The organism is Actinomadura sp. ATCC 39365, from assembly GCF_054392275.1.
Window position 1 is genome coordinate 1,338,286 of sequence record NZ_CP184335.1, and the last position, 22,786, is coordinate 1,361,071.

Consider the following 22,786-nt stretch of genomic DNA (forward strand, 5'->3'; position numbering starts at 1 on the left):
TGCCCGCTACAACTCCAGGCGTACGCCGTAGGAGGTCAGCCAGACGTTCAGATCCAGCGCCAGCTCCAGGCCGTACCTGCTCATCGTGGTCGTCACCTTCCCGGCCGGCGCGAAGGCGGCCTCGCGGACGGCGTCGGCGTCGAGCAGCTGCAGCACCGGGGCGTCCTTGTCGGCGGCCAGCTCGCGCAGCGCGTCCCGGAGCGCCTGCTCGTAGCCCACGTCCTGGGTCACCGGGTACGGGGCCTTGACCCGGCGCACGATCGGCTCGGGCAGCAGGTCGGCCCCGGCCGCCCGCAGCAGGCTCTTCTCCCTGCCGTCGAACGTCTTCATCGACCAGGGCGTGTTGAACACGTAGTCGACCAGCCGGTGGTCGCAGAACGGCACGCGCACCTCCAGCCCGACGGCCATGCTCATCCGGTCCTTGCGGTCGAGCAGGAAGGGCAGGAAGCGGGTGAGGTGCAGGTAGCAGATCTCGCGCATGCGCCGCTCGCGGGCGTCCTGCCCGGCCACGTGGGGCACCTCGGCCAGCGCCGTACGGTAGCCGTCGGCGGTGAAGGCGTCCAGGTCGAGCTGGCGGATCAGCGACTTGTCGAGGATGTCGGTCGGCTGCTGCTCGCGCATCACCATCGCCAGCCACGGGAAGGTGTCGGCCTCGACCGTCTGCGGCAGGTGGAACCAGGCGTACCCGCCGAAGATCTCGTCGGCGGACTCGCCGGACAGCGCCACGGTCGAATGCTCGCGGATGGCGCGGAAGAGCATGTAGAGGGAGGAGTTCATGTCGCCCAGGAAGCTCGGCGCGTCCCAGGCCCGGACGACCGAGGCCCGCAGCTCGGGGTCGGCCAGCTCCGCCGGTCCGAGGATGATGTCGGTGTGCTCGGAGCCGACGTGCTCGGCCAGCATCCGCACGAACGGCCGGTCCGGGTCGCCGCGGTACTCGTCGGCCCGGAACTGCTCGGCGTAGCCGGCGTAGTCCACGGCGAACGAGCGGATCGGGCCGTGCGTCCTGGCCAGCGCGGTGACGACGCTGGAGTCGAGGCCCCCGGAGAGCAGCGTGCAGAGCGGCACGTCGGAGACCAGCTGCCGGCCGACGATGTCGTCGAGCAGCTCGCGCACCGTGCGTACGGTCGTGTCGAGGTCGTCGGTGTGCTCGCGGCCCTCCAGCGACCAGTAGCGGCGCAGCCGCGTGCCCTGCCGGCCCACGCGCAGCAGATGACCGGGCGGCAGCTCGCACAGGCCCTTGTAGACCGACCGCTCCCGGACGGTGGCCATGCTGAGGAGCTGCCGCAGGCCGTCGAGGTCGACCACGGGCGGGGCCAGCGGGTTGGCCAGGATCGCCTTGGGCTCGGAGCCGAACAGCACGCCGCCCGGCAGGGGGTAGTAGAACAGGGGCTTGATGCCCATGCGGTCGCGGATCAGCACGAGCTCCTGCGCGCGCTCGTCCCAGACGGCGAAGGCGTACATGCCGTTGATCCGGTCGGCGACGCCCTCTCCCCATTCCAGGTAGCCGCGCAGCACGACCTCGGTGTCGCTCCTGGTGCGGAAGCGGTGGCCCTTGGCGGCCAGCTCCTCGCGCAGCTCGCGGAAGTTGTAGACCTCGCCGCTGTAGGTGATGACGGCCAGGCCCTCGGCCTCGATCGGCATGTGGCCGCCCTCGACGTCGATGACGGCGAGCCTGCGGTTGCCGAGCGCGGCGTGCGGTTCGAGGTGCAGGCCCTGGTCGTCGGGGCCCCGGCAGCTCATGGTCGCGGTCATGGCGAGGGCGGTGGCCCGTTCGCTGGTCAGGTCGCGGTCGAAGTCCACCCATCCGGCGATGCCGCACATGCGAGGGTCCTCTCAGACGCAGTCCTGGTGGTGCTCCCCGGCGTCGGTCTGACAACTTGCCTGACGCCCTCGCAACATAACCGCGCGGAGCTGATCGGTCCATACCCGATCAAATGCCCCCAAAAGCGGTCTGGGCCCGCACCCCCGGAGAGGTGCGGGCCCAGACGCGGGCTGCGTGAGGTCAGGCGGGAACGATGTTCTCGGCCTGCGGGCCCTTCTGGCCCTGCACGACGTCGAAGGCCACCTTCTGGCCCTCGGTCAGCTCACGGTAGCCACCGTTGGAGACGATGTTGGAGTAGTGGGCGAAGACGTCGGCGCCGCCGCCGTCCTGCGCGATGAAGCCGAAGCCCTTTTCCGAGTTGAACCACTTCACGGTACCGGTAGCCATAACGATCTCCTTCAGATGACGTGCAGAGACGGGATCCGCACCGTGCGGATCCCCGTGTCGCCGCGATGAGCCCATCCCGGAGATGACCGGAAAACAAAAACGCACCTGAAAGTCCAGCTAGGTCAGGTGCGCACAAAGTCTTTTATGGGTACCACAACTGCAACGGGATTAAAGCTAGCACACGATCTGCTCCGGAGGCAAACGCGGGGCGGTTCACCGCGGATCGCGGCGCAGCGGATGGCCGGGCGGCACCTCCACCAGGACGATGCGATGGCCGTCGGGGTCGGCGATCCACATCTCGACCAGGCCCCACGGCTCGAGCCGCGGCTCGCGCAGCACCGTGACGCCCGCCTGACGCAGACGCTCCTCCTCGCGCCCGACGTCGCGCACCTGCAACCAGATCGACAGCGTGCCGCCGGTCGCGGGGCCGTCGGAACGCCCGGCGACCTCAAGGAAACCCTGGCCGAGGAAGAACACCACGCCGGGATCGTCGTCGGGGCCGAACTCGCGGTAGACCGCCAGGCCGAGGGTGTCGGCGTAGAAGCGGCGGGTTCGGGCAGGGTCGGTCGGCCGCAGGAGCACGCGGCTGCTCAGCACGTCCACGAGGTCATCGTAGGCCGCGGCGGGCGCGGCGGCCCGGATCCGCCGGGCGCACGTCGTGGCCCCGGAACCCGTCATGGGGTTCCGGGGCCACGCATCCTGACGTGTCTGGCGGGACTCGGCTCACGCGGGCCCGTCAGGCGTTCGGGGGCTGGTCGCCGAGCCTGCGCTGGAGGTCGGCGATCTGCCGTTCCAGGTCCGCGACCTGCCCGGACCTGGGGTCCGCGGGCGGGCTGAACTGGCCGTAGCGCACCGACCTGGTCTGGTCGCCGCCGGGCTGCTGGTGAGGGGGCTGCTGGTGAGAGGGCTGGTGGAAGTGGGCGTCCGGGGCCGATCCGTACGGGCTCGCGGCGTGGCCGTTCGCGCCGTACCCGCCGGGGCCGTAGCCGTCGCCGCCGTAGCCGTCGCCGCCGTGGCCGTACGGGCTCTGGGCCTGCTGCATCGGCTGCATCGGCGGTGAGAGCTGGGCCTGCGCCGCGGGGAGCTGCTGCCACGGGGGCGGCGGCACCGCGCCGTACCCGGGCTGGGGCGAGATGATGGCCGGCTGGGGCCGCCGGCGTCCGCGCAGGACCTTGACCACGACCGCGACCAGCACCAGGAGCAGCAGCACGCCGCCGGCGATCAGCACCCACATGAGGATCGGCTTGGGCGTCTCGTCCTTGCCGGCGGAGATGGCCTGCTGGGAGTCGCTGATGTACTTGGCCACGTACGGGTGGTTCGGGAACAGCGCCTGGACCTCGCGGAACTTCGGCAGCGCGTCGGAGTAGTAGCGCCGGAAGAAGTCGTTGAGCGCCTCGTTGTACCGGGTCGTCGTGATGGCCTGGGCGGGCTTGACGTTCTTCTCGCCGAGCTTCTCCTTGATGATGCCGACCGGCAGGACGAAGCTCTCGCTCTCCGACGCCTCGCCGCCCTCGCTCACCGTGCCCGCGATCAGCATGCCGACGACCTTGCCGTCCTTGCTGAACACCGGGCCGCCGGAGTTGCCGTGGTAGGACGGCGCCTGCGTCTGGATGTACGGCACGCCGGTCTGCGTGGTGCGCTTGGCGTTGTACGGGCCCTCGGTCAGGGCCGGCTCCAGCTTCGACTCCAGGCTGAAGAACGGCGTGTTGGTGACCAGGCCGGGGAAGCCGCTGATGTAGAGCGTGTCACCGGTGCGCACGTCGGCGTCGTCGCCGAGCGGCACGGTCGGCAGGTTCTGCTGGCCGTTCACCTTGAGCAGCGCGAAGTCCTTGCCGGGGTAGCTCTCGCCCACCGACACCAGCTCGGCCGGGACCGCCTTGGCCGTCTTGTCCACGCCGCCGCCGGGCAGGCTCTGCATGACCGACAGGCTCTGCTTGAGGTTGCTGAGCTGCATGTGGGTCGAGTTGAACGTGACGTAGATCTGCTGGGCGAGCTTGAGGATCTCCTCGTCGTTCTTGAGGTCGCCCAGGCCGCTGATGATCTCCTTGGCGTCCTGCTTGTTGAACTTGGCCAGCGCCTGCTGGGCGAAGAGCTGGCTGAGCTCGGTCTCGCCGACCTGGACGCAGTGCGCCCCGGTGACCATGTAGCCGTCGGGGGTGACCCACCAGCCGGTGCACATGCCGCCGACCTCGGCCTCGACCGTACGCATCGGCGTGGTCGAGGACACGTAGGTGTCCACGTTGGCCGCGATCTGCTGGAAGACCCACTTGCCGATGCTGCGCTCGTCCGAGGAGATCTTGCCGGACTGGACGGCGGCGACGGCTTCCCGGACGATCTGCTGGTAGGCCACCTCGTTGATCGTGTTGGACGGGACGGACACCGTCGCCGTGTAGGTGAAGCTGGTCAGCTGCACCGCGGGCTGCGTACGGGCCGCCAGCCAGGTGCCGACCGGGACGTCGGGCCGCTCGTCGGGGGAGTCGTCGGCGGCCGCCGGCAGCGCCGGCAGCATGACCGCCGCGACGACAGCCGCACCCGCGGCGACCCTCATCAGCCTTTTCCTGAAATATCCGCTCACAGGCGGAAATGATGAGTTAGCCCTCTTGTTCCTGGCTTGGAGCCGACTGGGAGCCCCCTCCAAGCCCTGCCAGACCCGGGGCCGGAGGCCCCTTCCAAGCCCTGCCAGAACCGGGCCCCGAGCCCCGCACCGCCCCGGCGCGGGCAGCCCCGGCGCGGCCCCTCCGGCGCGCTTTCCGGCGTCGGAGGGGCCAGGGCGTCTAGGAGGCGGTGATCACGGTGAGGTCGGCGTCGAAGTCGCGGTCGAGGGGGAAGACCGGCCGGGCCAGGCGCTCGTACGGCAGGCGCTGCAGGTCCTGGTCGACCCCGCCCGGCGTGAGCGCCAGCAGCCAGTCGCCCGCCGCGTCGAACAACTCGGGCTCCAGATAGCCGATCTTGACCGTCACCAGGTCGACGTCGTCCACCTGGACGCCCAGCCGGGCGTAGGAGGCCAGCTCGCGGTACTGCATGCGCCGGGAGGTGACGAACACGCTCAGACCGCCCACCCGCACGCTGACGCACAACCCGCCGTCGGGGTCGTCCGCGACCGCCTCCAGCACGCCCTCGATGGGCAGCGGCCCCGGCTCGCGGGCGTCGATCCGGCCGCCGACGCGCAGGCTGACCGGCGAGCCGGGCGCGAGACCGGCGACCTGGGCCACGGCCTCGGGGTCGACCAGCGAGGCGTACACCGCGCGGACCGAGCCGCCGGCGATCTCTGGACGGGCCAGCATGCGTTCGAGGGCGAAGGTGACGTCGTCGGCGCCGCCCGCGCCCGGGTTGTCGCCCGAGTCGCTGATGAAGAACGGGCGCCGGGCCGGGTCCTTGACCGCGGTCAGCGCCTGGTCGAGGCATTCGTCCATGGAACCGGTGGGCGCGACGAAGGTGAACGCGTCGCGCGCCGCCCAGAACTGCTCGCCCAGCTCGCGGGCGGCCGCGGCGGTGGCGGCGGCGTCGGTGCCGGTGGCGACGACCGCGCCGCGGCAGCGGGGCTCGTCGGCCCAGGCGAAGCCGATCCAGATGGCCGCGTCGATGACGCCGTCCCTGGCCTCGATCTCGGGGACGCGGGCGTAGAGGCCCTTGGCCGGCTCGACGCGCGTGCTGGTCATCTCGCCGGGCAGCAGGATCGGCACGTGCACGAGGGCCTTGTGCGGACGCTGCCCGCGGCGCAGGGCCGCCACCAGGTTGCGCGCGGCGCGCTCGCGGGTCTCCCAGACGTCGACGTGCGGGGCGGTGCGGTAGCAGGTGAGCAGGTCGCAGCCGTCGAAGAAGCGGTGGGAGACGTTGCCGTGCAGGTCCATGGCCGCCGAGACGAACGGCTGGCCGCCGGTCACCGAGCGGACCACGGTGACCAGGTCGCCCTCGGCGTCCTCCAGCCCGACCACGCTCATCGCGCCGTGGATGTCGAGCAGGACGCCGTCCACCGGGCCCGCGGAGGCCAGCCCGGCGGCGATCTCGGCCGCCCAGGCGTCGTAGGTCTCCCTGGCCACGGCCCCGCCGGGCAGGGCGCGGGCGTGCACGAGCGGGATCCACTCGACGTCGGCCGCCCACGGCTCGGCGAGCCAGCCGTACCGCGCCAGCAGGGCGTCACCGCGGGTGACCTCGAAGTCGGCGGCGGTGCTCAGGTGCGGGGAGAAGGTGCTGGACTCGATGTGCACGCCGCCGACGGCGACGCGGAGGGGACGGGACACGGGCGGGGGACTCCTTGCCTAGGAGGGACGGACGTCGGCCGAGGCGCGCACGAGATGCCCGAGGCCGATCAGGGCGGCGTCCGGGCCGGCGGCGCTGGCCTCGATGGAAAGTGACTGGGTCATGGACGGCAGGCAGCGCTTGTAGAGCATGCTCCGGGCGGCGGCCACGTAGACGTCGAGGCTGGACAGCGCGCCGCCGATGACGACGGCGTCGGGGTTGAGGAAGTTGACCAGGCCGGACAGGGCGACCCCGAGCAGCTCGCCGGCGTGGCGTACCAGGGTCACGACGGACGGCTCGGCGTCGACGGTGGCGGCGACGACGTCGCGCGGCGTGCTGACCCGCAGGCCGCGGTCCTTGAGCTGGCGGACCAGGGCGGCGCCGCTGGCCACCGTCTCCAGGCAGCCGCGGCTGCCGCAGGAGCACTCGCGCTCGCCGCTGTCGGCCACCCGCACGTGGGTGACGTCGCCGCTGAGGCCGCGGCCGCCGCGGTAGATCTGGCCGCCGCTGACCAGGCAGCCGCCGATGCCGGTGCCGGCCTTGACGTAGATCATGTCGCCGGGGTCGCGGCCCCGGCTGACGTACTCGCCGATGGCGGCGGCCTTGGCGTCGTTGTCGACGACCGCGGGCACGCCGAAGCGCTCCCTCAGGTGGGTCTGGGCGTCGAAGCCGCTCCAGCCGGGCATCCGGGCCGGGCCGATCAGCCGGCCGTGCGGGTACTCGACCGGGCCGGGCAGCGCGACGCCGATGCCGAGCAACGCCTGGCCGGGGGCCTTGGCCGTGCTGAGCTGCTCGTACGCCCGCCAGATGGCGTCGAAGACCTGGCCGGGCCCTTCCGCTATGTCGGTGGCGATCTCCCGTACGGCCAGCAGCCGGCCGTCGGGCGCGCACAGCCCCACGCGCGCGTGCTGGGCGCCCAGCTCGGACACCGCGAAGGCGCCGGGGACGTCGCGCAGGCGCAGGATCCGCGGCCGCCGCCCGCCGGTGGAGCGGCCCACGCCCTCCTCCAGGATGGCGCCCTCCTCCAGCAACCGCCGGACCACGCTGGAGACCGTGGACGGAGCCACCTGGAGGGTCTCCACCAGATCGGCGCGCGACGTCGCCGCACCGCTGGCCAAGAGGCTGAGCGCCTGCTCACGCAGGTTGGCGGGACTCGATGGCTCCGGCATGCCGCTCCTCTTTCAGGCCGGTTCCCCGGCAGGCCCGTCGTCGCAACAGAGCCCCATCATGAGGCACCGGCGACTTCGACTCTAAACCGAAACAAGTCGGCGAACAAAGCGCATTAGTTCCGTTGACTTCATGCGGGACCATCTATACATTCTCCGCATTGAACGCACCAGGCCCCCCGGTAAGCGCAGGGCGCCGTGCGACGTCAACCGAGGAGATCCCATGGGGAGCAGATTCCACCGGCGCGGGCTCCGCGGCACCGGCGCCCTGGCGGGCGTGCTGGCCCTCGGGCTGGCGCTGACCGCGTGCAGCGGGTCCGCCGGCGGCGCGCAGAAGGGCGCCCAGAGCGGGGGCCAGAGCAAGGACGGCGTGACCGTCGCCCTCAGGACCCCGAACTGGATCCTGCCTATTTCGGCACCCGGCTTCACCCAGGGCGAGAACGTCATCTTCGGCTCCGCCCAGTACCGTCACCTGTACGAGTACCTGCTGGACGGCTCGGCGAAGTACAACATCGACCCCGGGCGCTCGATGGCCGAACCGCCCGAGGTGAGCGACGGCGGCAAGACGCTGACGATCACGCTGAAGGACAACACGTGGTCCGACGGCAAGCCCGTCACCACCCGTGACATCCAGTTCTGGTGGAACCTCGTCACCGCGAACAAGGACAAGTGGGCGTCCTACCGGGAGGGCGGCTTCCCGGACAACATCGCCGAGTTCAAGGTGAAGGACGACAAGACCTTCTCCGTGACGACCACGAAGACGTACAACACCGGGTGGTTCGTCGGCAACCAGCTCAACCGCATCGTGCCGCTGCCCCAGCACGTCTGGGACAAGGACTCGGCCACCGGCAAGGTGGGCGACCTCGACAAGACCCCCGAGGGCGCCAAGAAGGTCTTCGACTTCCTCACCGCCGCGTCGAAGGACCCCAAGACGTACGCGACCAACGAGCTGTGGCAGGTCAACAGCGGCCCGTGGAAGCTGGAGAAGTACGTGCCGAACGGCGAGGTCGTCCTCACCGCCCGCGCGAACTACTCCGGCAGCGACAAGCCGAAGCTCAAGTCGGTCACGCTGCGCCCCTTCACCAGCGACGACGCCGAGTTCAACGTGCTGCGCGCCGGCCAGATCGACTACGGCTACGTGCCGCCGGCCAACCTGTCGCAGCAGAAGTACCTGGAGTCGAAGGGCTACCAGATCGCCCCCTGGTACGGCTGGTCCATCACCTACCTCCAGCTCAACTTCAACAACCCCGACTCGGGCCCCCTGTTCAAGCAGCTCTACCTGCGCCAGGCCCTGCAGTCGCTCATCGACCAGCCGACCATCAGCAAGGCCATCTGGTCCGGCATGGCGGCCCCGACCTGTGGCCCCGTCCCGGCCAAGCCCGGCACGAACGGCTCCAGCGAAGGCTGCGCCTACCCCTTCGACCCGGCCAAGGCCAAGCAGCTCCTGGAGAGCCACGGCTGGCAGGTGACCCCTGACGGCCAGACGACCTGCCAGAAGCCGGGCACCGGCGCCGACCAGTGCGGCGAGGGCATCAAGTCCGGCGCGGAGCTGGCCTTCACCGTCACCAGCCAGACCGGCTTCGCCGCGACGACCAAGATGTTCGCCGAGATCAAGTCGCAGATGGCCAAGCTGGGCATCCAGCTCACCATCAAGGAAGTGCCGGACTCGGTCGCGGTCACCCCGGCGTGCAAGCCGGCGGACTCCAACTGCTCGTGGGACATGTCGTTCTTCGGCTCGCAGGGCAGCTGGTACTACCCGGCCTTCCCCAGCGGCGAGCGGCTGTTCGCCACCGACGCCCCGGTCAACCTGGGCAGCTACAGCGACCCCGAGGCCGACAAGCTCATCGAGGCCACCCAGTTCGCCGACGACGAGGCGACGCTCAAGGCGTACAACGACCGGCTGGCCCAGGACCTGCCGGTGTTGTGGATGCCGAACCCCGTCTACCAGATCTCGGCGTACCGCGCCGGGCTCCAGGGCGTCACGCAGGACCCGATGAACAACATGTTCTTCCAGGACTGGTCCTGGAAGAGCTGAGACCGTCCCCGACTCCGGCGGCCCGTGCGGGGGTCGCCGGGGTCCCTGGAACAAGGAGGGGCCCCGCGTGGCCCGGTATCTGATCACCCGCTTGGGCCAGGCCCTGATCATCGTCGTGCTGGTCACGATGATCACGTTCGTCATCCTGCATCTGCTGCCGGGCGGCGCGGCGCGGGCCACCCTGGGCAAGGACGCGACGCTGGCCCAGCTGGCGGCGTTCGACCACGAGATGGGCTACGACCGCCCCTGGATCCAGCAGTACGTCATGTTCATCGGCCGCCTCCTGCGCGGCGACCTCGGCTACTCCTTCCAGCTCAACCAGTCGGTGGCCGAGGCCATCGGCCAGCGGCTGCCCAAGACCATGGTGTTGTCGTTGTTCTCGACGATGCTTGCCGTCGTCGTCGCCATCCCGCTCGGCGTCGTCCAGGCGATGCGGCGCAACCGGTGGCCCGACTACACGATCACCACCCTGTCGCTGCTGGCCTACGCCACGCCGATCTTCTTCATGGGTCTCATGATGATCATTCTCTTCTCGCAGGTCTGGCCGATCCTGCCGCCGGAGGCCTCGCAGGGGTTCACCCTGGGCGAGGTGCTGGCCGACCCGGCCGGGCTCGTGCTGCCCACCGTCACGCTCGCCATCGTGACCGTCGCCGTCTACTCGCGGTACGTGCGTTCCTCGATGGTCGACAACCTCAACGAGAACTACGTGCGCACCGCCCGCAGCAAGGGCCTGTCGGAGGCGCGCGTCGTCGCCCGGCACACGCTGCGCAACGGGCTGTTCCCGGTCATCACCCTGCTCGGGATGTACCTGCCCGCGCTGTTCAGCGGCGCCCTGGTCGTCGAGGCCCTGTTCAACTACCCCGGCATGGGCCAGCTCTTCTGGCAGGCGGCGCTGAAGCGGGACTTCCCGATCCTGTTCGGCGTCACCCTGATCATCGCGATCGCGACCGTGGTCGGCGCCCTGCTCGCCGACCTGCTGTACGCCGCCGTGGATCCGCGCGTACGGCTCAGGACGGCGGCCCGCTCATGACCGCGCCCGCCGAGGCGACCGGCACGCCGGTCCCCGCCGACGAGGCGCCCGTACGCGGCCAGTGGCGCCAGGCGCTGACCGTCTTCGCCGAGAACCGGCTCGCCCTGCTGGGCCTGGTCATCTTCATCGTGCTGGGCGGCCTGTGCTTCCTCGGCCCGCTGTTCTACCGGACCGACCAGGTGCACACCGACCTCGCCTCGGTCTACCTGGCCCCCGGCACCCCTGGCCACCCGCTGGGCACCGACGGCGTCGGCTACGACCAGTTCGGCCGCCTGCTGCTCGGCGGGCAGACGTCCATCGTGGTCGGGCTGGCCGCCGGCGTCCTGGCCACGGTCGTGGGCACGATCTGGGGCGCCATCGCCGGCTTCACCAGCGGCTGGGTGGACGCGGCCATGATGCGGGTGGTCGACGCGATGATGTCGATCCCCTCGCTGTTCCTGTTCATGCTGATGGCGACCATCGTCACGCCGACCGTGCCGATGCTCATCCTGATCATCGGCGCCTTCGCCTGGCTGGGCCCGGCCCGGCTGGTCCGCGGCGAGGCGCTGACCCTGCGCTCGCGCGAGTACGTCCAGGCCATGCGGTCGATGGGCGGCACCGGTGGCCGGGCCGTACGGCGGCACATCATCCCCAACGCCATCGGCACCGTGATCGTCAACGCCACCTTCCAGGTCGCCGACGCCATCCTGTACGTCGCCTACCTGTCCTTCCTCGGCCTCGGCGTGCCGCCACCCGCGGCGAACTGGGGCGGGATGCTCTCCGACGGCCTCGCCAACACCTACAGCGGCTACTGGTGGCTGCTGTACCCGCCCGGGATCGCCATCATCCTCATCGTCCTCGCCTTCAACTTCATCGGCGACGGGCTGAGGGACGTCTTCGAGGTCCGCCTCCGGCGGCGCTAGGAGGAACGGAACATGAGCCCTTTGCTGCGCCTGCGCGACGTCAGCACCGACATCCCGCTGCGTCAGGGCGTCGTGCACGCCCTCGACCACGTCAACCTGGAGGTACGGCAGGGCGAGACGCTCGGCATCGTCGGCGAGTCGGGCAGCGGCAAGACCATGACCGCCCTGTCGGTCATGGGCCTGCTGCCGTCCGGCGGCCGCGTCGTCGGCGGCGAGATCCTGTTCGAGGGCCGCGACCTGCTGTCCCTGCCGCCCGCCGAGATGCGCAGGATCCGCGGCGTCGAGATGGGCATGGTGTTCCAGGACCCGCTCACCTCGCTCAACCCCACCATGCGCATCGGCGCCCAGGTCGCCGAGCCGCTCCGGGTCCACCAGGGCGTCGGCAAGGCCGAGGCGCGCGAGCGGGCCGTGGAGATCCTGCGCCGGGTCGGCATGCCGCGTCCCGACAAGATCGCCGACGCCTACCCCCACCAGCTCTCCGGCGGCATGCGCCAGCGCGTGGTCATCGCCATGGCCCTGGTCTGCTCGCCCCGGCTGCTCATCGCCGACGAGCCGACCACCGCCCTCGACGTCACCACCCAGCGCCAGATCCTGGAACTCATCGACGACCTGCGCGAGGAGTTCCAGATGGCGGTCATCCTGGTCACCCACGACCTGGGCGTGATCGCCAGCCGCGCCGACCGGGTCGCCGTCATGTACGCCGGCCGCGTGGTGGAGGCCACGACCACCGCCGAGCTGTTCCGGCAGCCGCGCCACCGCTACACCGAGGCCCTCATGGAGTCGCTGCCCGGCGCGGCCGAGCACGACAACGGCGCGCTCTACAGCATCCCCGGCCTGCCGCCGGACCTGTCCCGGCCGATGACCGGCTGCCGGTTCGCGCCCCGCTGCCGCTTCGCGACCGAGGAGTGCCGGACCACCGACGTGACCCTGTCGGACGGCGAGCACCAGCACGCCTGCCTGCACCCCGTGCTCCAGCCGCGGGTGCGCGCCGAGGCCGCCGCGCCGCGGCCCGACCGGGCCGGACCGCAGGCCGAGGCCACGCCGATCCTGTCCGTGCGCGACCTGGTCAAGAACTACGACGGCACGGGGTCGATGGGCCGCAAGGCGCCGCAGGTCAGCGCGGTCGCGGGGGTCGGCTTCGACGTGCGCCCCGGCGAGACGTTCGGGCTCGTGGGCGAGTCGGGCTGCGGCAAGTCGACCGTGGGCCGGCTGATCGTCGGCCTGGAGGAGCCCACCTCCGGGCAGATCGTGGTGGACGGCGCCGACATCGCCACGCTCGACCGGCGCGCCCGCCGCGCCATGCACCGGCGGGTGCAGCTCATGTTCCAGGACAGCTACGCGGCGATGAACCCGCGCATGCGCATCGACTCCATCCTGGCCGAACCCCTGGAGATCCAGCAGGCCGGCGACCGGGCCGGCCGCCGCTCCCGCATCGGCACCCTGCTGGACCAGGTGGGCCTGCCGCGACGGGTGCTCGACCGCTACCCGCACGAGTTCTCCGGCGGCCAGCTCCAGCGCATCGGGCTGGCCAGGTCGCTGGCCCTGGAGCCGCGGCTGATCGTGTGCGACGAGCCGGTGAGCGCGCTCGACGTCTCCATCCAGGCCCAGGTGCTCAACCTCATGCGCGACCTCCAGCGCGAGCTGGGCCTGTCGTACGTGTTCATCAGCCACGACCTGTCCGTCGTGGACTACATGTCGGACCGGATCGGCGTCATGTACCTGGGCAAGCTGGTCGAGGTCGGGCCCGCCCGCGACGTCGTCAGGGCCGCCCGGCACCCGTACACGCAGGCGCTGATCGAGGCCGTGCCCTCCGCCGAGCCGGGCGTGGCGCCGCGCACGAGCGTCGCCATCAAGGGCGAGCTGCCCAGCGCGCAGAACCCGCCCTCGGGATGCCGGTTCAGGACGCGCTGCCCGCTCGCCCAGGAGATCTGCGAGACCGAGCCGCCGCTGGCGGGCGGCGAGCACCAGGTGGCCTGCCACTTCCCGCTGCGCACGGCGGATTGAGGCGCCAACCTCGCAGGTCGCGGCCGTCAGCGGAGGGGGTGGGCGCCCGGGTGCTCGTCCCACCACTGGCGGAAGGTGGGGTTGTCGTCGATGTGGTCCTCGAAGGCGGCGGCGAGCCCGCGGTAGATGGCCGCCGCCGCGTCCGCGCCGATCAGGTCCCTGCGCCAGGCCATGACCAGGTGCCCGACCTGCGGCTCGCCCACCAGTGGCCGTACGGCGGTGCCCTCGGGCACCGGCCAGGTCGGGTCCACCAGGCGCACGCCCAGCCCGGCGGCGACCAGCGGGCGGCCGGCGCCGCTCGGGGCGTCGTAGCGCACGTCCGGCTCGAAGCCGGCGGCCCGGCAGGAGGCGCGCAGGGCGGCGAGCGAGCCGTCGTCGGCGCCGGGCGGGCTGATCCAGCGCTCGTTCCTGAGGTCGGACAGGTGCACCTCGGGCTGCTCGGCCAGCGGGTGCCCGGCGGCCATGGCCACGAAGATGGGATACCTGGGCACCAGCGTGCGGGTGACGACCGGCGGGGTGAGGGTGACGTCGAACCCCTCGATCATGCCCATGAGCGCGGCGTCGAGCTGGCCGTGGGTGAGCGCGTCGGCGAGCTGCACGCTGGACGGCTCGATGCGCAGGGAGATCGACCGGCCGGGTAACGCCTCGCCGACCCGGTCCACCACGCTGGCCACGCACGCCAGGTGGCTGCACCCGAGCCGGAGCCCGGTGACGGCCGGGTTCGCGTCGTGCAGGTCGCCGAAGAGCGAGTCGATCTCCGACAGGACGATCCGGGCGCGCGCGACGACCTGACGTCCGAGCTGGGTGGGTTCGACGCCGTTGCGGCTGCGGGTGAACAGCTCACCGCCCACCATCTCCTCGATCCTGCGGAGCTGGGTGGTGATCGCCGGTTGGGACAGCCCGAGGCGGGCGGCCGCTTTGGTGACGCTGCCGGCCTCGGCGATCGTACAGACCATTCGGAGATGCCGGAGATCCAGGTCCATAGCTCAGGATTATGTGACATGTGATGGCTCTTGGCGACGGATTGGGAACGCCCATAGGCAACACTTATGCGGCGTCGTATGACCACGCCCTCCGGACGGACCGCACACTCGTACCCGACCTCGCATCCATGCGGATACCCCCCGGAGGTTCTTGTGCGCAAGGTCCTGCACGGCTGGCGGCTGATCGTCCCCCTGGCCGCATTAGCCCTACTCCCGCCGTTCGCCGCGACACCGGCGAGCGCCGCGGCCGAACCGCCCCCGGCCGCCCGCCTCGCGATCCCGGCCGACGACGCCCCGCACGTCGGCAAGTCCCGGCTCGACACCCGTGACCGGGCCCCCCAGCCCGCGGCCAAGGACGCCCTGCGCCGCGACTACGACGAACCCGCCACCCGGCCGGAGCACGCCAGACCGTCGGCGCGCAAGAGCGTCGCCGCGGCCGCCGCCTGCAACGTCTCCGACTTCACCAGCCGCACCGGCAGCGCCCTGGTCCAGCAGATCAAGGCCAGCGCCACCGACTGCGTCAACACCCTGTTCAACCTGACCGGCACGGACGCCTACAACGCCTTCCGCGAGGCGCAGATGACGACCGTCGCCTACGCCCTGCGCGACAACTCGGCGAGCTACCCGGGCGACAACACCACCGGCACCGCCCAGCTCGTCCTCTACCTGCGGGCCGGCTACTACGTCCACTGGTACAACTCCGGCGACGTCGGCTCGTACGGCCAGGCGCTCACCACCGCGATCCGGTCCGGCCTGGACGCCTTCTTCGGCAGCTCCCGGTCCTCGACCGTCAGCGACGCCAACGGCGAGGTGCTGGCCGAGGCCGTCACCCTCATCGACAGCGCCGAGCAGAACGACCGCTACCTGTACGTGGTCAAGCGCCTGCTCGACGGCTACAACAGCTCCTACGACGCGTCGTGGTGGATGCTCAACGCGGTCAACAACGTCTACACCGTGCTGTTCCGCGGCCACCAGGTGCCCGCGTTCGTCACCGCCGTGCAGGCCGACCGCAGCGTCCTGGACTCCCTGAACTCCTTCGCCACGAACCACCTCAACATGCTCGGCACCGACCGCTCCTACCTCGTCTCCAACGCCGGGCGCGAGCTGGGCCGCTTCCTGCAGCACACGACGTTGCAGGCCACCGTCCGGCCGCTGGCCAAGAACCTGCTCGGCCGCAGCTCCATGACCGGCGCCACCGCGCCGCTGTGGGTGGGCGTGGCCGAGATGACCGACTCCTACGACCAGGCCAACTGCTCCTACTACGGCACCTGCGACCTGGCGGCCCGCCTGGCGGCCAGCGTGCTGCCGGTCACCCACACCTGCAGCGCCAGCATCAGGATCCGGGCCCAGGAGGTCACCTCGAGCCAGCTCGCCGCCACCTGCGCCAGCCTGGCCAACCAGGACGCCTTCTTCCACAACCTGGTCAAGGACAACGGCCCGGTCGCCGGCGACAACAACACCACGCTGGAGGTGGTGGTCTTCGACTCCAGCACCGACTACCAGACCTACGCCGGCGCGATGTTCGGCATCGACACCAACAACGGGGGCATGTACCTGGAGGGCAACCCCGCCGCCGCGGGCAACCAGCCCAGGTTCATCGCCTACGAGGCCGAGTGGCTGCGCCCCGACTTCCAGATCTGGAACCTCAACCACGAGTACACCCACTACCTCGACGGCCGGTTCGACATGTACGGCGACTTCAACGCCGGGGTGAGCACGCCGACCATCTGGTGGATCGAGGGCTTCGCCGAGTACGTCTCCTACTCCTACCGCAAGGTCGTCTACGACGCGGCGATCACCGAGGCGGGCAAGCGGACGTACGCGCTGAGCACGCTGTGGAACACCACCTACGACCATGACACCACCCGCATCTACCGGTGGGGTTACCTGGCCGTCCGCTACATGTTCGAGAAGCACCCGGCCGACGTCGCGACGCTGCTCGGCTCGTACCGGACCGGCGCGTGGAGCACCGCCAGGTCGTTCCTGACCAGCACGATCGGCAGCCGCTACGACTCCGACTGGAACACCTGGCTCGCCGCCTGCGCGGCCGGGGCGTGCTCCGGGGGCGGCACCGGCAACCAGGCGCCCACCGCCAACTTCACCTCCACGGCCAGCGGGCTGACGGCCGCCTTCACCGACACCTCCACCGACTCCGACGGCACCATCGCCGCCCGCCGCTGGGACTTCGGCGACGGCGCCACCTCCACCGCGGCCAACCCGTCGCACGCCTACGCGGCGCAGGGCACGTACACCGTCACGCTGACCGTCACCGACAACGGCGGCGCCACCGCGACGACGTCGAAGCAGGTCACGGTGTCGACCGGCGGCGGCTCGACGCCGGAGTGCACCGCCTCCGACATCCGCAAGCTCGACAAGAACTGCAAGCGCAGCAACCTGTCGGCCACCCAGGGCAACTACGCCTACCTCTACATCTACCTGCCCGCGGGCACGGCCAGGCTGACCATCACCGCCTCCGGCGGCACCGGGAACGCCGACCTCTACTACAACGCCGCCACCTGGGCCACCACCTCGGCCTACACCCAGCGCTCCACCGCGTCGGGCAACGCCGAGACCCTGGTGATCAACAACCCGCCCGCCGGTTACAACTACATCAGCCTCCACGCCGCGCAGACCTTCTCGGGCGCGAGCGTCAAGACCGAGTACTAGACCGCCCGGGCGCCGGGGCCGGCGAACCCTCTCCCGCCGGTCCCGGCCCGGGCCCTCTCACCTCACTGGAGTGATCCGTGACTCTCCGTAACGTGCTGACCGCGGGGCTCCTGCTCGGCGTGGCGGCCTGCGGCGGCGGCGGCAAGGCCGCCGTGCCCGCGGCGGCCGGGGGCGGGACCCTGACGATCCTGTCCAACCAGGACTTCTCCCACCTGGACCCGGCCCGCAACTGGACGATGCCCCAGATGGACTTCGGCATCCGGCTGCTCTACCGCACCCTCACCACCTTCAAGGCGGGCAGCCACGAGATCGTCCCGGATCTGGCCACCGACCTGGGGACCGCCTCCGAAGGCGGCAAGGTGTGGACCTTCACCCTCAAGGACGGCGTGAAGTACGAGGACGGCACCCCCGTCACCGCGAAGGACATCAAGTACAACGTGGAGCGTTCCTTCGCCCCCGAGCTGCCCGGCGGCCCCAACTACGCCCAGCTCTACCTGGCCGGCGCCGACGGCTACAAGGGCCCGCTGAAGGGCCGGCACCTGGACTCGATCGAGACCCCCGACGACCGGACCATCGTCTTCCGTCTCAAGCGGCCGGTCGCCGAGTTCTCCTCCACGGTGACGCTGCCGACGTTCGCGCCGGTGCCGGCCGCGAAGGAGACCGGCGCGCAGTACGACAACCGGCCCTTCTCCTCCGGGCCGTACAAGATCGAGCGCTACGACCGGGGGAAGGAGATGGTCCTGGTGCGCAACCCGCACTGGTCGGCGGCCACCGACCCGGTGCGCAAGGCCGCGCCCGACCGCATCGTGGTCAAGCAGGGCCTGCGGCAGGGCGTGATCGACGACCGGCTCATCGAGAGCAGGGGCGAGGACGCCACCTCGATCGCCTACACCGACGTCAGCGCCGCCAGCCTGGCCAAGATCCTGCCTCGGCCGGACGTGAAGTCCCGGCTGGTCAACGCCATGTCGGGATGCACCGACATGATCGGCTTCAACACCTCCAAGCCGCCCTTCGACGACCTGAAGGCCCGGCAGGCGGTGCACTTCGCCCTGGACAAGCAGGCACTCCAGACCGCCGCCGGCGGCCCGGCCATGACCTCGATCGCCACCTCCTACCTGCCGCCGGCCCTGTCGGGCGGCACGCCGCAGGACGTGTTCCACCTCCCGCCGGCCGGGGACGTCGAGAAGGCCAAGGCCCTGCTGGGCGGCAGGACGCTGAACGTCCGGATGACGATCTCGACCGGTGACAAGGCGCTCGGCGAGGCCGTGCAGGCGTCGCTGAAGCGGGCGGGCGTCGAGGTCGTGCTCACGCCCGTCGATCCCTCGGTCTACTACGACACCGTCGGCGACACCGCCAAGACGCCCGACCTGTTCACCTACGGCTGGTGCCCCGACTACCCGTCCGGGGCGACGTTCCTGCCGCTGCTGTTCGACGGGCGCACGATCGTCGAGAAGGGCAACTCCGGCAACGTCTGGCAGTTCCGCGACGAGGCGGTGCAGAAGCGCATCGACGAGATCCAGGCCATGAGCGATCCGAAGGCCGCCGAAGCCGCCTGGGTCGACCTCGACCGGCAGGTCATGCAGTCCTCGCCGGCGGTGCCGTACGCGTGGGACCGCAAGCCGATCCTGGTCGGCAAGGACGTCTCCGGCGCGGTGGGCCATCCCGTCTGGTCCGGGCAGCTCGACTTCGCCGTCCTGGGGGTGCGGCAGAAGTGAGGAACGGCTATCCCGGATACCGGCGGAGCCGGACATGACGGCGACGGTCGTCACGGCGAGCCCGCCCGCCCGGCTGGTCAGGAAGCGTCTGCTGGGCGGCGGCGCCGCCCGGTTCGCGCTGGTCGTGGTGACGGTCCTGGTGCTGGTCGCGCTCGCCGCGCCGCTGCTCACCAAGGTGAACGGCTGGCCGCCGGACGCCTTCGACCCTTCCGCGATCGACCAGGAGCTGGCGGGCGTGCCCAAGGGGGCGCTGGGCGGCGTCAGCGGCGAGCACTGGCTCGGCGTCGAGCCCGTCAACGGCCGCGACGTGTTCAGCCGCATCGTGTACGGCGCCCGCGTCTCGCTGATGGTCTCCACCCTGGCGACACTGGTGTCGGTGCTGCTCGGCACCGTGTTCGGGCTGCTGGCCGGCTACCTCGGCGGCTGGGCGGACGCGGTGATCAGCCGGACCATGGACCTGCTCATGTCGTTCCCGAGCCTGATCTTCATGATCGCCCTCATCTCGGTCATGCCCGACGGCGACCGGATGGTCCTGCTCGTGTGTGTGATGGGCGGGTTCGGCTGGCCGTACATCGGGCGGATCGTGCGCGGGCAGGCGATCTCCGTCAAGCACCGCGAGTACGTGGACGCCGCCCGGGTCGGCGGCGCGCTGAACGGCGTCATCGTCTTCCGCGAGATCATGCCGAACATCACCGCGCCGATCCTCGTGTACGCGACGCTCGCGGTGCCCGCCAACATCGGCACCGAGGCGGCGCTGTCGTTCCTCGGCGTCGGGGTGCGCCCGCCGACCGCCTCCTGGGGGCAGATGATCCAGGAGGCGATGCTCTGGTACGAGGTCGACCCGATGTACCTGCTCGTCCCCGGCACCTGCCTGTTCCTGACCGTGCTCGCCTTCACCCTCCTCGGTGACGCCCTGCGCGACGCCATCGACCCCAAGGGGGCGGCACAGTGACGTCGTACCTGGCCAGAAGGGCCCTCGCGGTCGTCGGCGTGCTGCTGGTGATCTGCGCGGTGACCTTCGTGATCTTCTACGTGCTGCCGTCCGACCCGGCGGTCCAGGCGTGCGGCAAGACCTGCACGCCCGAGCGGGTCGCCGAGGTGCGCGCGCAGATGGGGCTGGACCGGCCGCTGTGGGAGCAGTTCGGCGGCTACGTCGCGGGCATCGTCGCCGGACGCCCCGGCTGCCACGTGCCCTGCCTCGGGTTCTCCTACCAGAACGCCCTGCCGGTCTGGGACCTGCTGATCGACCGGCTCGGGGCCAGCGCGTCACTGGCGGTCGGCGCGGCCCTGCTGTGGCTGGCCGTGGGCGTCACGGTCGGGGTGGTGTCGGCGCTGCGCCGGGGGAGCGCCCTGGACCGGACGCTGATGATCGCCACGCTGACCAGCGCGTCCCTGCCGGTCTACTTCGTGGCGATGGTGCTGCTCCTGCTGGTGGTACGGGTGACCGGGCTGCTGCCGTACCCGGCGTACGTGCCGCTCACGGACGACCCCGCAGCCTGGGCCGGCAACCTGATCCTGCCCTGGGTCACGCTGGCCGCCCTCTACGCCGCCATGTACGCCCGGCTCACCCGGGCGCAGATGATCGAGACGATGGCCGAGCCGTACATCAGGACGGCCCGCGCCAAGGGCCTGCACGAGCGGACGGTCGTCGCCAAGCACGGCATGCGCGCGGCCATGACCCCGGTCGTCACCGTCTTCGGCATGGACCTGGGCGGCCTGCTGGCCGGCGCGATGATCACCGAGACCGTGTACGGCCTGCCCGGCGTCGGCCGGCTCGCCTACGACGGGATCGTCAAGTCCGACCAGCCGGTGATCCTCGGCACGACGCTGCTCGCGGCCTTCTTCATCGTGCTGGCCAACCTGCTCGTGGACCTGGTCTACGCGGTCATCGACCCCAGGGTGAGGTACTCGTGATCCTTTCCGTGCGCGACCTGTCCGTGAGCTTCGGCGACGTCCGGATCGTGGACGGCGTGTCGTTCGGCGTCGAGCGGGGGCGGACCCTGGGCGTCGTCGGCGAGTCGGGGTCCGGCAAGTCCGTGACCGCGCTGTCGCTGCTGGGGCTGCACCGCCGGGCGACCGTCGCGGGGTCGATCGAGCTCGACGGGGAGGAGCTCGTCGGAGCCCCGGCCGATCGCCTGCGCCGGCTGCGCGGCAGCGCGGTGTCGATGATCTTCCAGGATCCGCTGTCGTCGCTGCATCCCTTCTTCACCGTGGGGGAGCAGATCGCCGAGGCGTACCGGCTGCACCGCCGGGCCGGCCGGCGGGTGGCCCGCGAGCGGGCGGTGGAGATGCTGGCCGAGGTGGGCATCCCCGAGCCGCGGCGGCGCGCCGGGGAGCATCCGCACCGTTTCTCGGGCGGCATGCGGCAGCGGGTGATGATCGCGATGGCACTGGCCTGCGAGCCGGGCGTGCTGATCGCCGACGAGCCGACGACGGCGCTCGACGTGACCGTCCAGGCGCAGATCCTGGACCTGATCGCGCGCATCCAGCGCGAGCGGGGGCTCGCGGTCGTCCTGATCACCCATGACCTGGGCGTGGTGGCGCGCATGGCCGACGACGTCCTGGTCATGTACGGCGGCCGGACCGTGGAGCACGCCCCCGCCAGGGAGATCTTCAAACGGCCGCTGCACCCGTACACGCGGGCCCTGCTGGACTCGGTGCCGGGCGCGGCGCCGCCGGACGTGCCGGCGGGTGCGGTTGCGGGCCGGGCGCGGCTGCGGGCGATCGCGGGGGCGCCGCCCTCGCTGCTCGCGCCGCCGCCGGGCTGCCGGTTCCACCCGCGCTGCCCGGCCGCCGTGGACGTCTGCGCGACCACGCGCCCGCCGCTCGCCGGCGACCCCCACCGGGTCGCGTGCCACCTGGAAGGAGCCGACCACTGATGCTCTCCGTGCGCGACCTGCGGATGACCTTCTCCGGACGCCGCGGGCAACGGGTCCGGGCGGTGGACGGCGTGAGCTTCGACGTGCCGGAAGGCCAGGCGCTCGGCCTGGTCGGCGAGTCGGGCTGCGGCAAGTCCACCACCGGGCGCATGATCGTGCGGCTGCTGGAGCCCACCGGCGGGACCGTCACCTTCGACGGCCACGACATCACCCACCTGGGCCCCCGGGCCCTGCTGCCGATGCGCGGCCGGCTCCAGATGATCTTCCAGGACCCGTTCGCGTCGCTCAACCCGCGCCACACCGTCCGGCAGATCGTCGCCGGGCCGCGCCGGACGGTCGACCGGGACGGCGTCGTCGAGCTGCTCCGGCTGGTCGGCCTGGACGCCGAGCACGCCGACCGCTACCCGCACGAGTTCTCCGGCGGCCAGGCGCAGCGGATCGGCATCGCCCGCGCGCTCGCCTCCCGGCCCCGTCTGGTCGTCTGCGACGAGCCGGTCTCGGCGCTGGACGTGTCCATCCAGGCCCAGATCGTCAACCTGCTCGCCGACCTGCGGGCCGACCTCGGGCTCGGCTACCTGTTCATCGCGCACGACCTGTCGGTGGTGCGGCACATGTGCGAGACGGTCGCCGTCATGTACCTGGGCCGGATCGTGGAGACCGGCTCGTCGGAGACCGTCTACTCCGATCCCGCCCATCCCTACACGCGCACGCTCCTGTCGGCCGTGCCGGTGCCCGATCCGGAGGTGGAGGCCACGCGGGAGCGCATCGTCCTGCACGGCGACCCGCCCAGCCCGCTCGCGCCGCCGCCCGGCTGCACCTTCCATCCCCGCTGCCCGAAGGCGCAGCCGTTGTGCCGGACCGAGGTGCCCGTGCTCACGACGGTGCGGGGACGGCAGGTGAGCTGCCACTTCCCCGAGGAGTGAGCAGGCCCGCGTAGGGGCCCTGTGCAGGCGGCGA

Annotated in this window: 17 protein-coding genes; 10 read left to right on the top strand and 7 right to left on the bottom strand. The window is 71.2% G+C overall.

Annotated features, from left to right (window positions below; all coding sequences use genetic code 11):
• Positions 1–6 precede the first annotated feature (6 nt).
• From asnB to ACNF49_RS06925, 6 genes are all read right to left on the bottom strand, one after another.
• On the bottom strand, positions 7–1,821 hold the full coding sequence (asnB, locus tag ACNF49_RS06900; RefSeq protein WP_482943134.1) for an asparagine synthase (glutamine-hydrolyzing): 1,815 nt from the start codon (positions 1,819–1,821) through the stop codon (positions 7–9).
• A 181-nt stretch (positions 1,822–2,002) separates the two neighbouring features.
• On the bottom strand, positions 2,003–2,209 hold the full coding sequence (locus ACNF49_RS06905) for a cold-shock protein (protein WP_055509312.1): 207 nt from the start codon (positions 2,207–2,209) through the stop codon (positions 2,003–2,005).
• A gap of 213 nt (positions 2,210–2,422) precedes the next feature.
• On the bottom strand, positions 2,423–2,812 hold the full coding sequence (locus ACNF49_RS06910; protein ID WP_352320544.1) for a VOC family protein: 390 nt from the start codon (positions 2,810–2,812) through the stop codon (positions 2,423–2,425).
• A gap of 133 nt (positions 2,813–2,945) precedes the next feature.
• The gene (locus ACNF49_RS06915) at positions 2,946–4,757 is read right to left on the bottom strand and encodes a S1 family peptidase (protein ID WP_482943135.1); all 1,812 of its coding nucleotides are present in this window, start codon (positions 4,755–4,757) and stop codon (positions 2,946–2,948) included.
• Positions 4,758–4,983: 226 nt separating this feature from the next.
• Positions 4,984–6,450 carry a M81 family metallopeptidase gene (locus ACNF49_RS06920; RefSeq protein WP_482943136.1) on the bottom strand — a complete coding sequence of 489 codons (1,467 nt, stop codon included), beginning with the start codon at positions 6,448–6,450 and terminating at the stop codon, positions 4,984–4,986.
• A gap of 18 nt (positions 6,451–6,468) precedes the next feature.
• Entirely contained in the window at positions 6,469–7,617 is a 1,149-nt protein-coding gene (locus ACNF49_RS06925) for an ROK family transcriptional regulator (RefSeq protein WP_357983679.1), read from the bottom strand.
• Between the two features lie 220 nt (positions 7,618–7,837).
• Here ACNF49_RS06925 and ACNF49_RS06930 point away from each other — a divergent pair, with 220 nt between their 5' ends.
• The 4 genes from ACNF49_RS06930 (at position 7,838) to ACNF49_RS06945 (ending at position 13,585) form a co-directional block, all read left to right on the top strand.
• Positions 7,838–9,649: a peptide ABC transporter substrate-binding protein gene (locus tag ACNF49_RS06930; protein WP_482943137.1), complete on the top strand. Its 1,812-nt coding sequence runs from the start codon at positions 7,838–7,840 to the stop codon at positions 9,647–9,649.
• A gap of 67 nt (positions 9,650–9,716) precedes the next feature.
• A complete protein-coding gene (locus ACNF49_RS06935) occupies positions 9,717–10,679 on the top strand; it encodes an ABC transporter permease (protein ID WP_482943138.1) in 963 nt (320 codons plus the stop codon).
• Complete coding sequence (locus ACNF49_RS06940; protein ID WP_482943139.1) at positions 10,676–11,581, top strand: ABC transporter permease; 906 nt, start codon at positions 10,676–10,678, stop codon at positions 11,579–11,581. The genes ACNF49_RS06935 and ACNF49_RS06940 overlap by 4 nt, the downstream gene beginning before the upstream one ends.
• Before the next feature lie 12 nt (positions 11,582–11,593).
• Positions 11,594–13,585, top strand: a complete 1,992-nt coding sequence (locus ACNF49_RS06945) for an ABC transporter ATP-binding protein (RefSeq protein ID WP_482943140.1) — start codon at positions 11,594–11,596, stop codon at positions 13,583–13,585.
• A 26-nt stretch (positions 13,586–13,611) separates the two neighbouring features.
• Here the strand turns inward: ACNF49_RS06945 and ACNF49_RS06950 are convergent, their stop codons facing one another.
• Positions 13,612–14,568, bottom strand: a complete 957-nt coding sequence (locus ACNF49_RS06950; RefSeq protein ID WP_357983664.1) for a LysR family transcriptional regulator — start codon at positions 14,566–14,568, stop codon at positions 13,612–13,614.
• Positions 14,569–14,721: 153 nt separating this feature from the next.
• On the opposite strand from ACNF49_RS06950, the gene ACNF49_RS06955 reads away from it, so the two are divergent.
• From ACNF49_RS06955 to ACNF49_RS06980, 6 genes are all read left to right on the top strand, one after another.
• Positions 14,722–17,235, top strand: a complete 2,514-nt coding sequence (locus tag ACNF49_RS06955) for a collagenase (RefSeq protein WP_498702258.1) — start codon at positions 14,722–14,724, stop codon at positions 17,233–17,235.
• Positions 17,236–17,312: 77 nt separating this feature from the next.
• A complete protein-coding gene (locus tag ACNF49_RS06960) occupies positions 17,313–18,950 on the top strand; it encodes an ABC transporter substrate-binding protein (RefSeq protein ID WP_482943141.1) in 1,638 nt (545 codons plus the stop codon).
• A gap of 34 nt (positions 18,951–18,984) precedes the next feature.
• Positions 18,985–19,902: an ABC transporter permease gene (locus ACNF49_RS06965; RefSeq protein WP_357983655.1), complete on the top strand. Its 918-nt coding sequence runs from the start codon at positions 18,985–18,987 to the stop codon at positions 19,900–19,902.
• Positions 19,899–20,864, top strand: coding sequence for an ABC transporter permease (locus ACNF49_RS06970; RefSeq protein ID WP_357983652.1), 966 nt, complete (start codon positions 19,899–19,901; stop codon positions 20,862–20,864). Before ACNF49_RS06965 ends, ACNF49_RS06970 begins: the two co-directional genes overlap by 4 nt.
• Entirely contained in the window at positions 20,861–21,829 is a 969-nt protein-coding gene (locus tag ACNF49_RS06975) for an ABC transporter ATP-binding protein (RefSeq protein ID WP_357983649.1), read from the top strand. The genes ACNF49_RS06970 and ACNF49_RS06975 overlap by 4 nt, the downstream gene beginning before the upstream one ends.
• On the top strand, positions 21,829–22,752 hold the full coding sequence (locus ACNF49_RS06980; RefSeq protein ID WP_482943142.1) for an ABC transporter ATP-binding protein: 924 nt from the start codon (positions 21,829–21,831) through the stop codon (positions 22,750–22,752). Before ACNF49_RS06975 ends, ACNF49_RS06980 begins: the two co-directional genes overlap by 1 nt.
• Positions 22,753–22,786 lie beyond the last annotated feature (34 nt).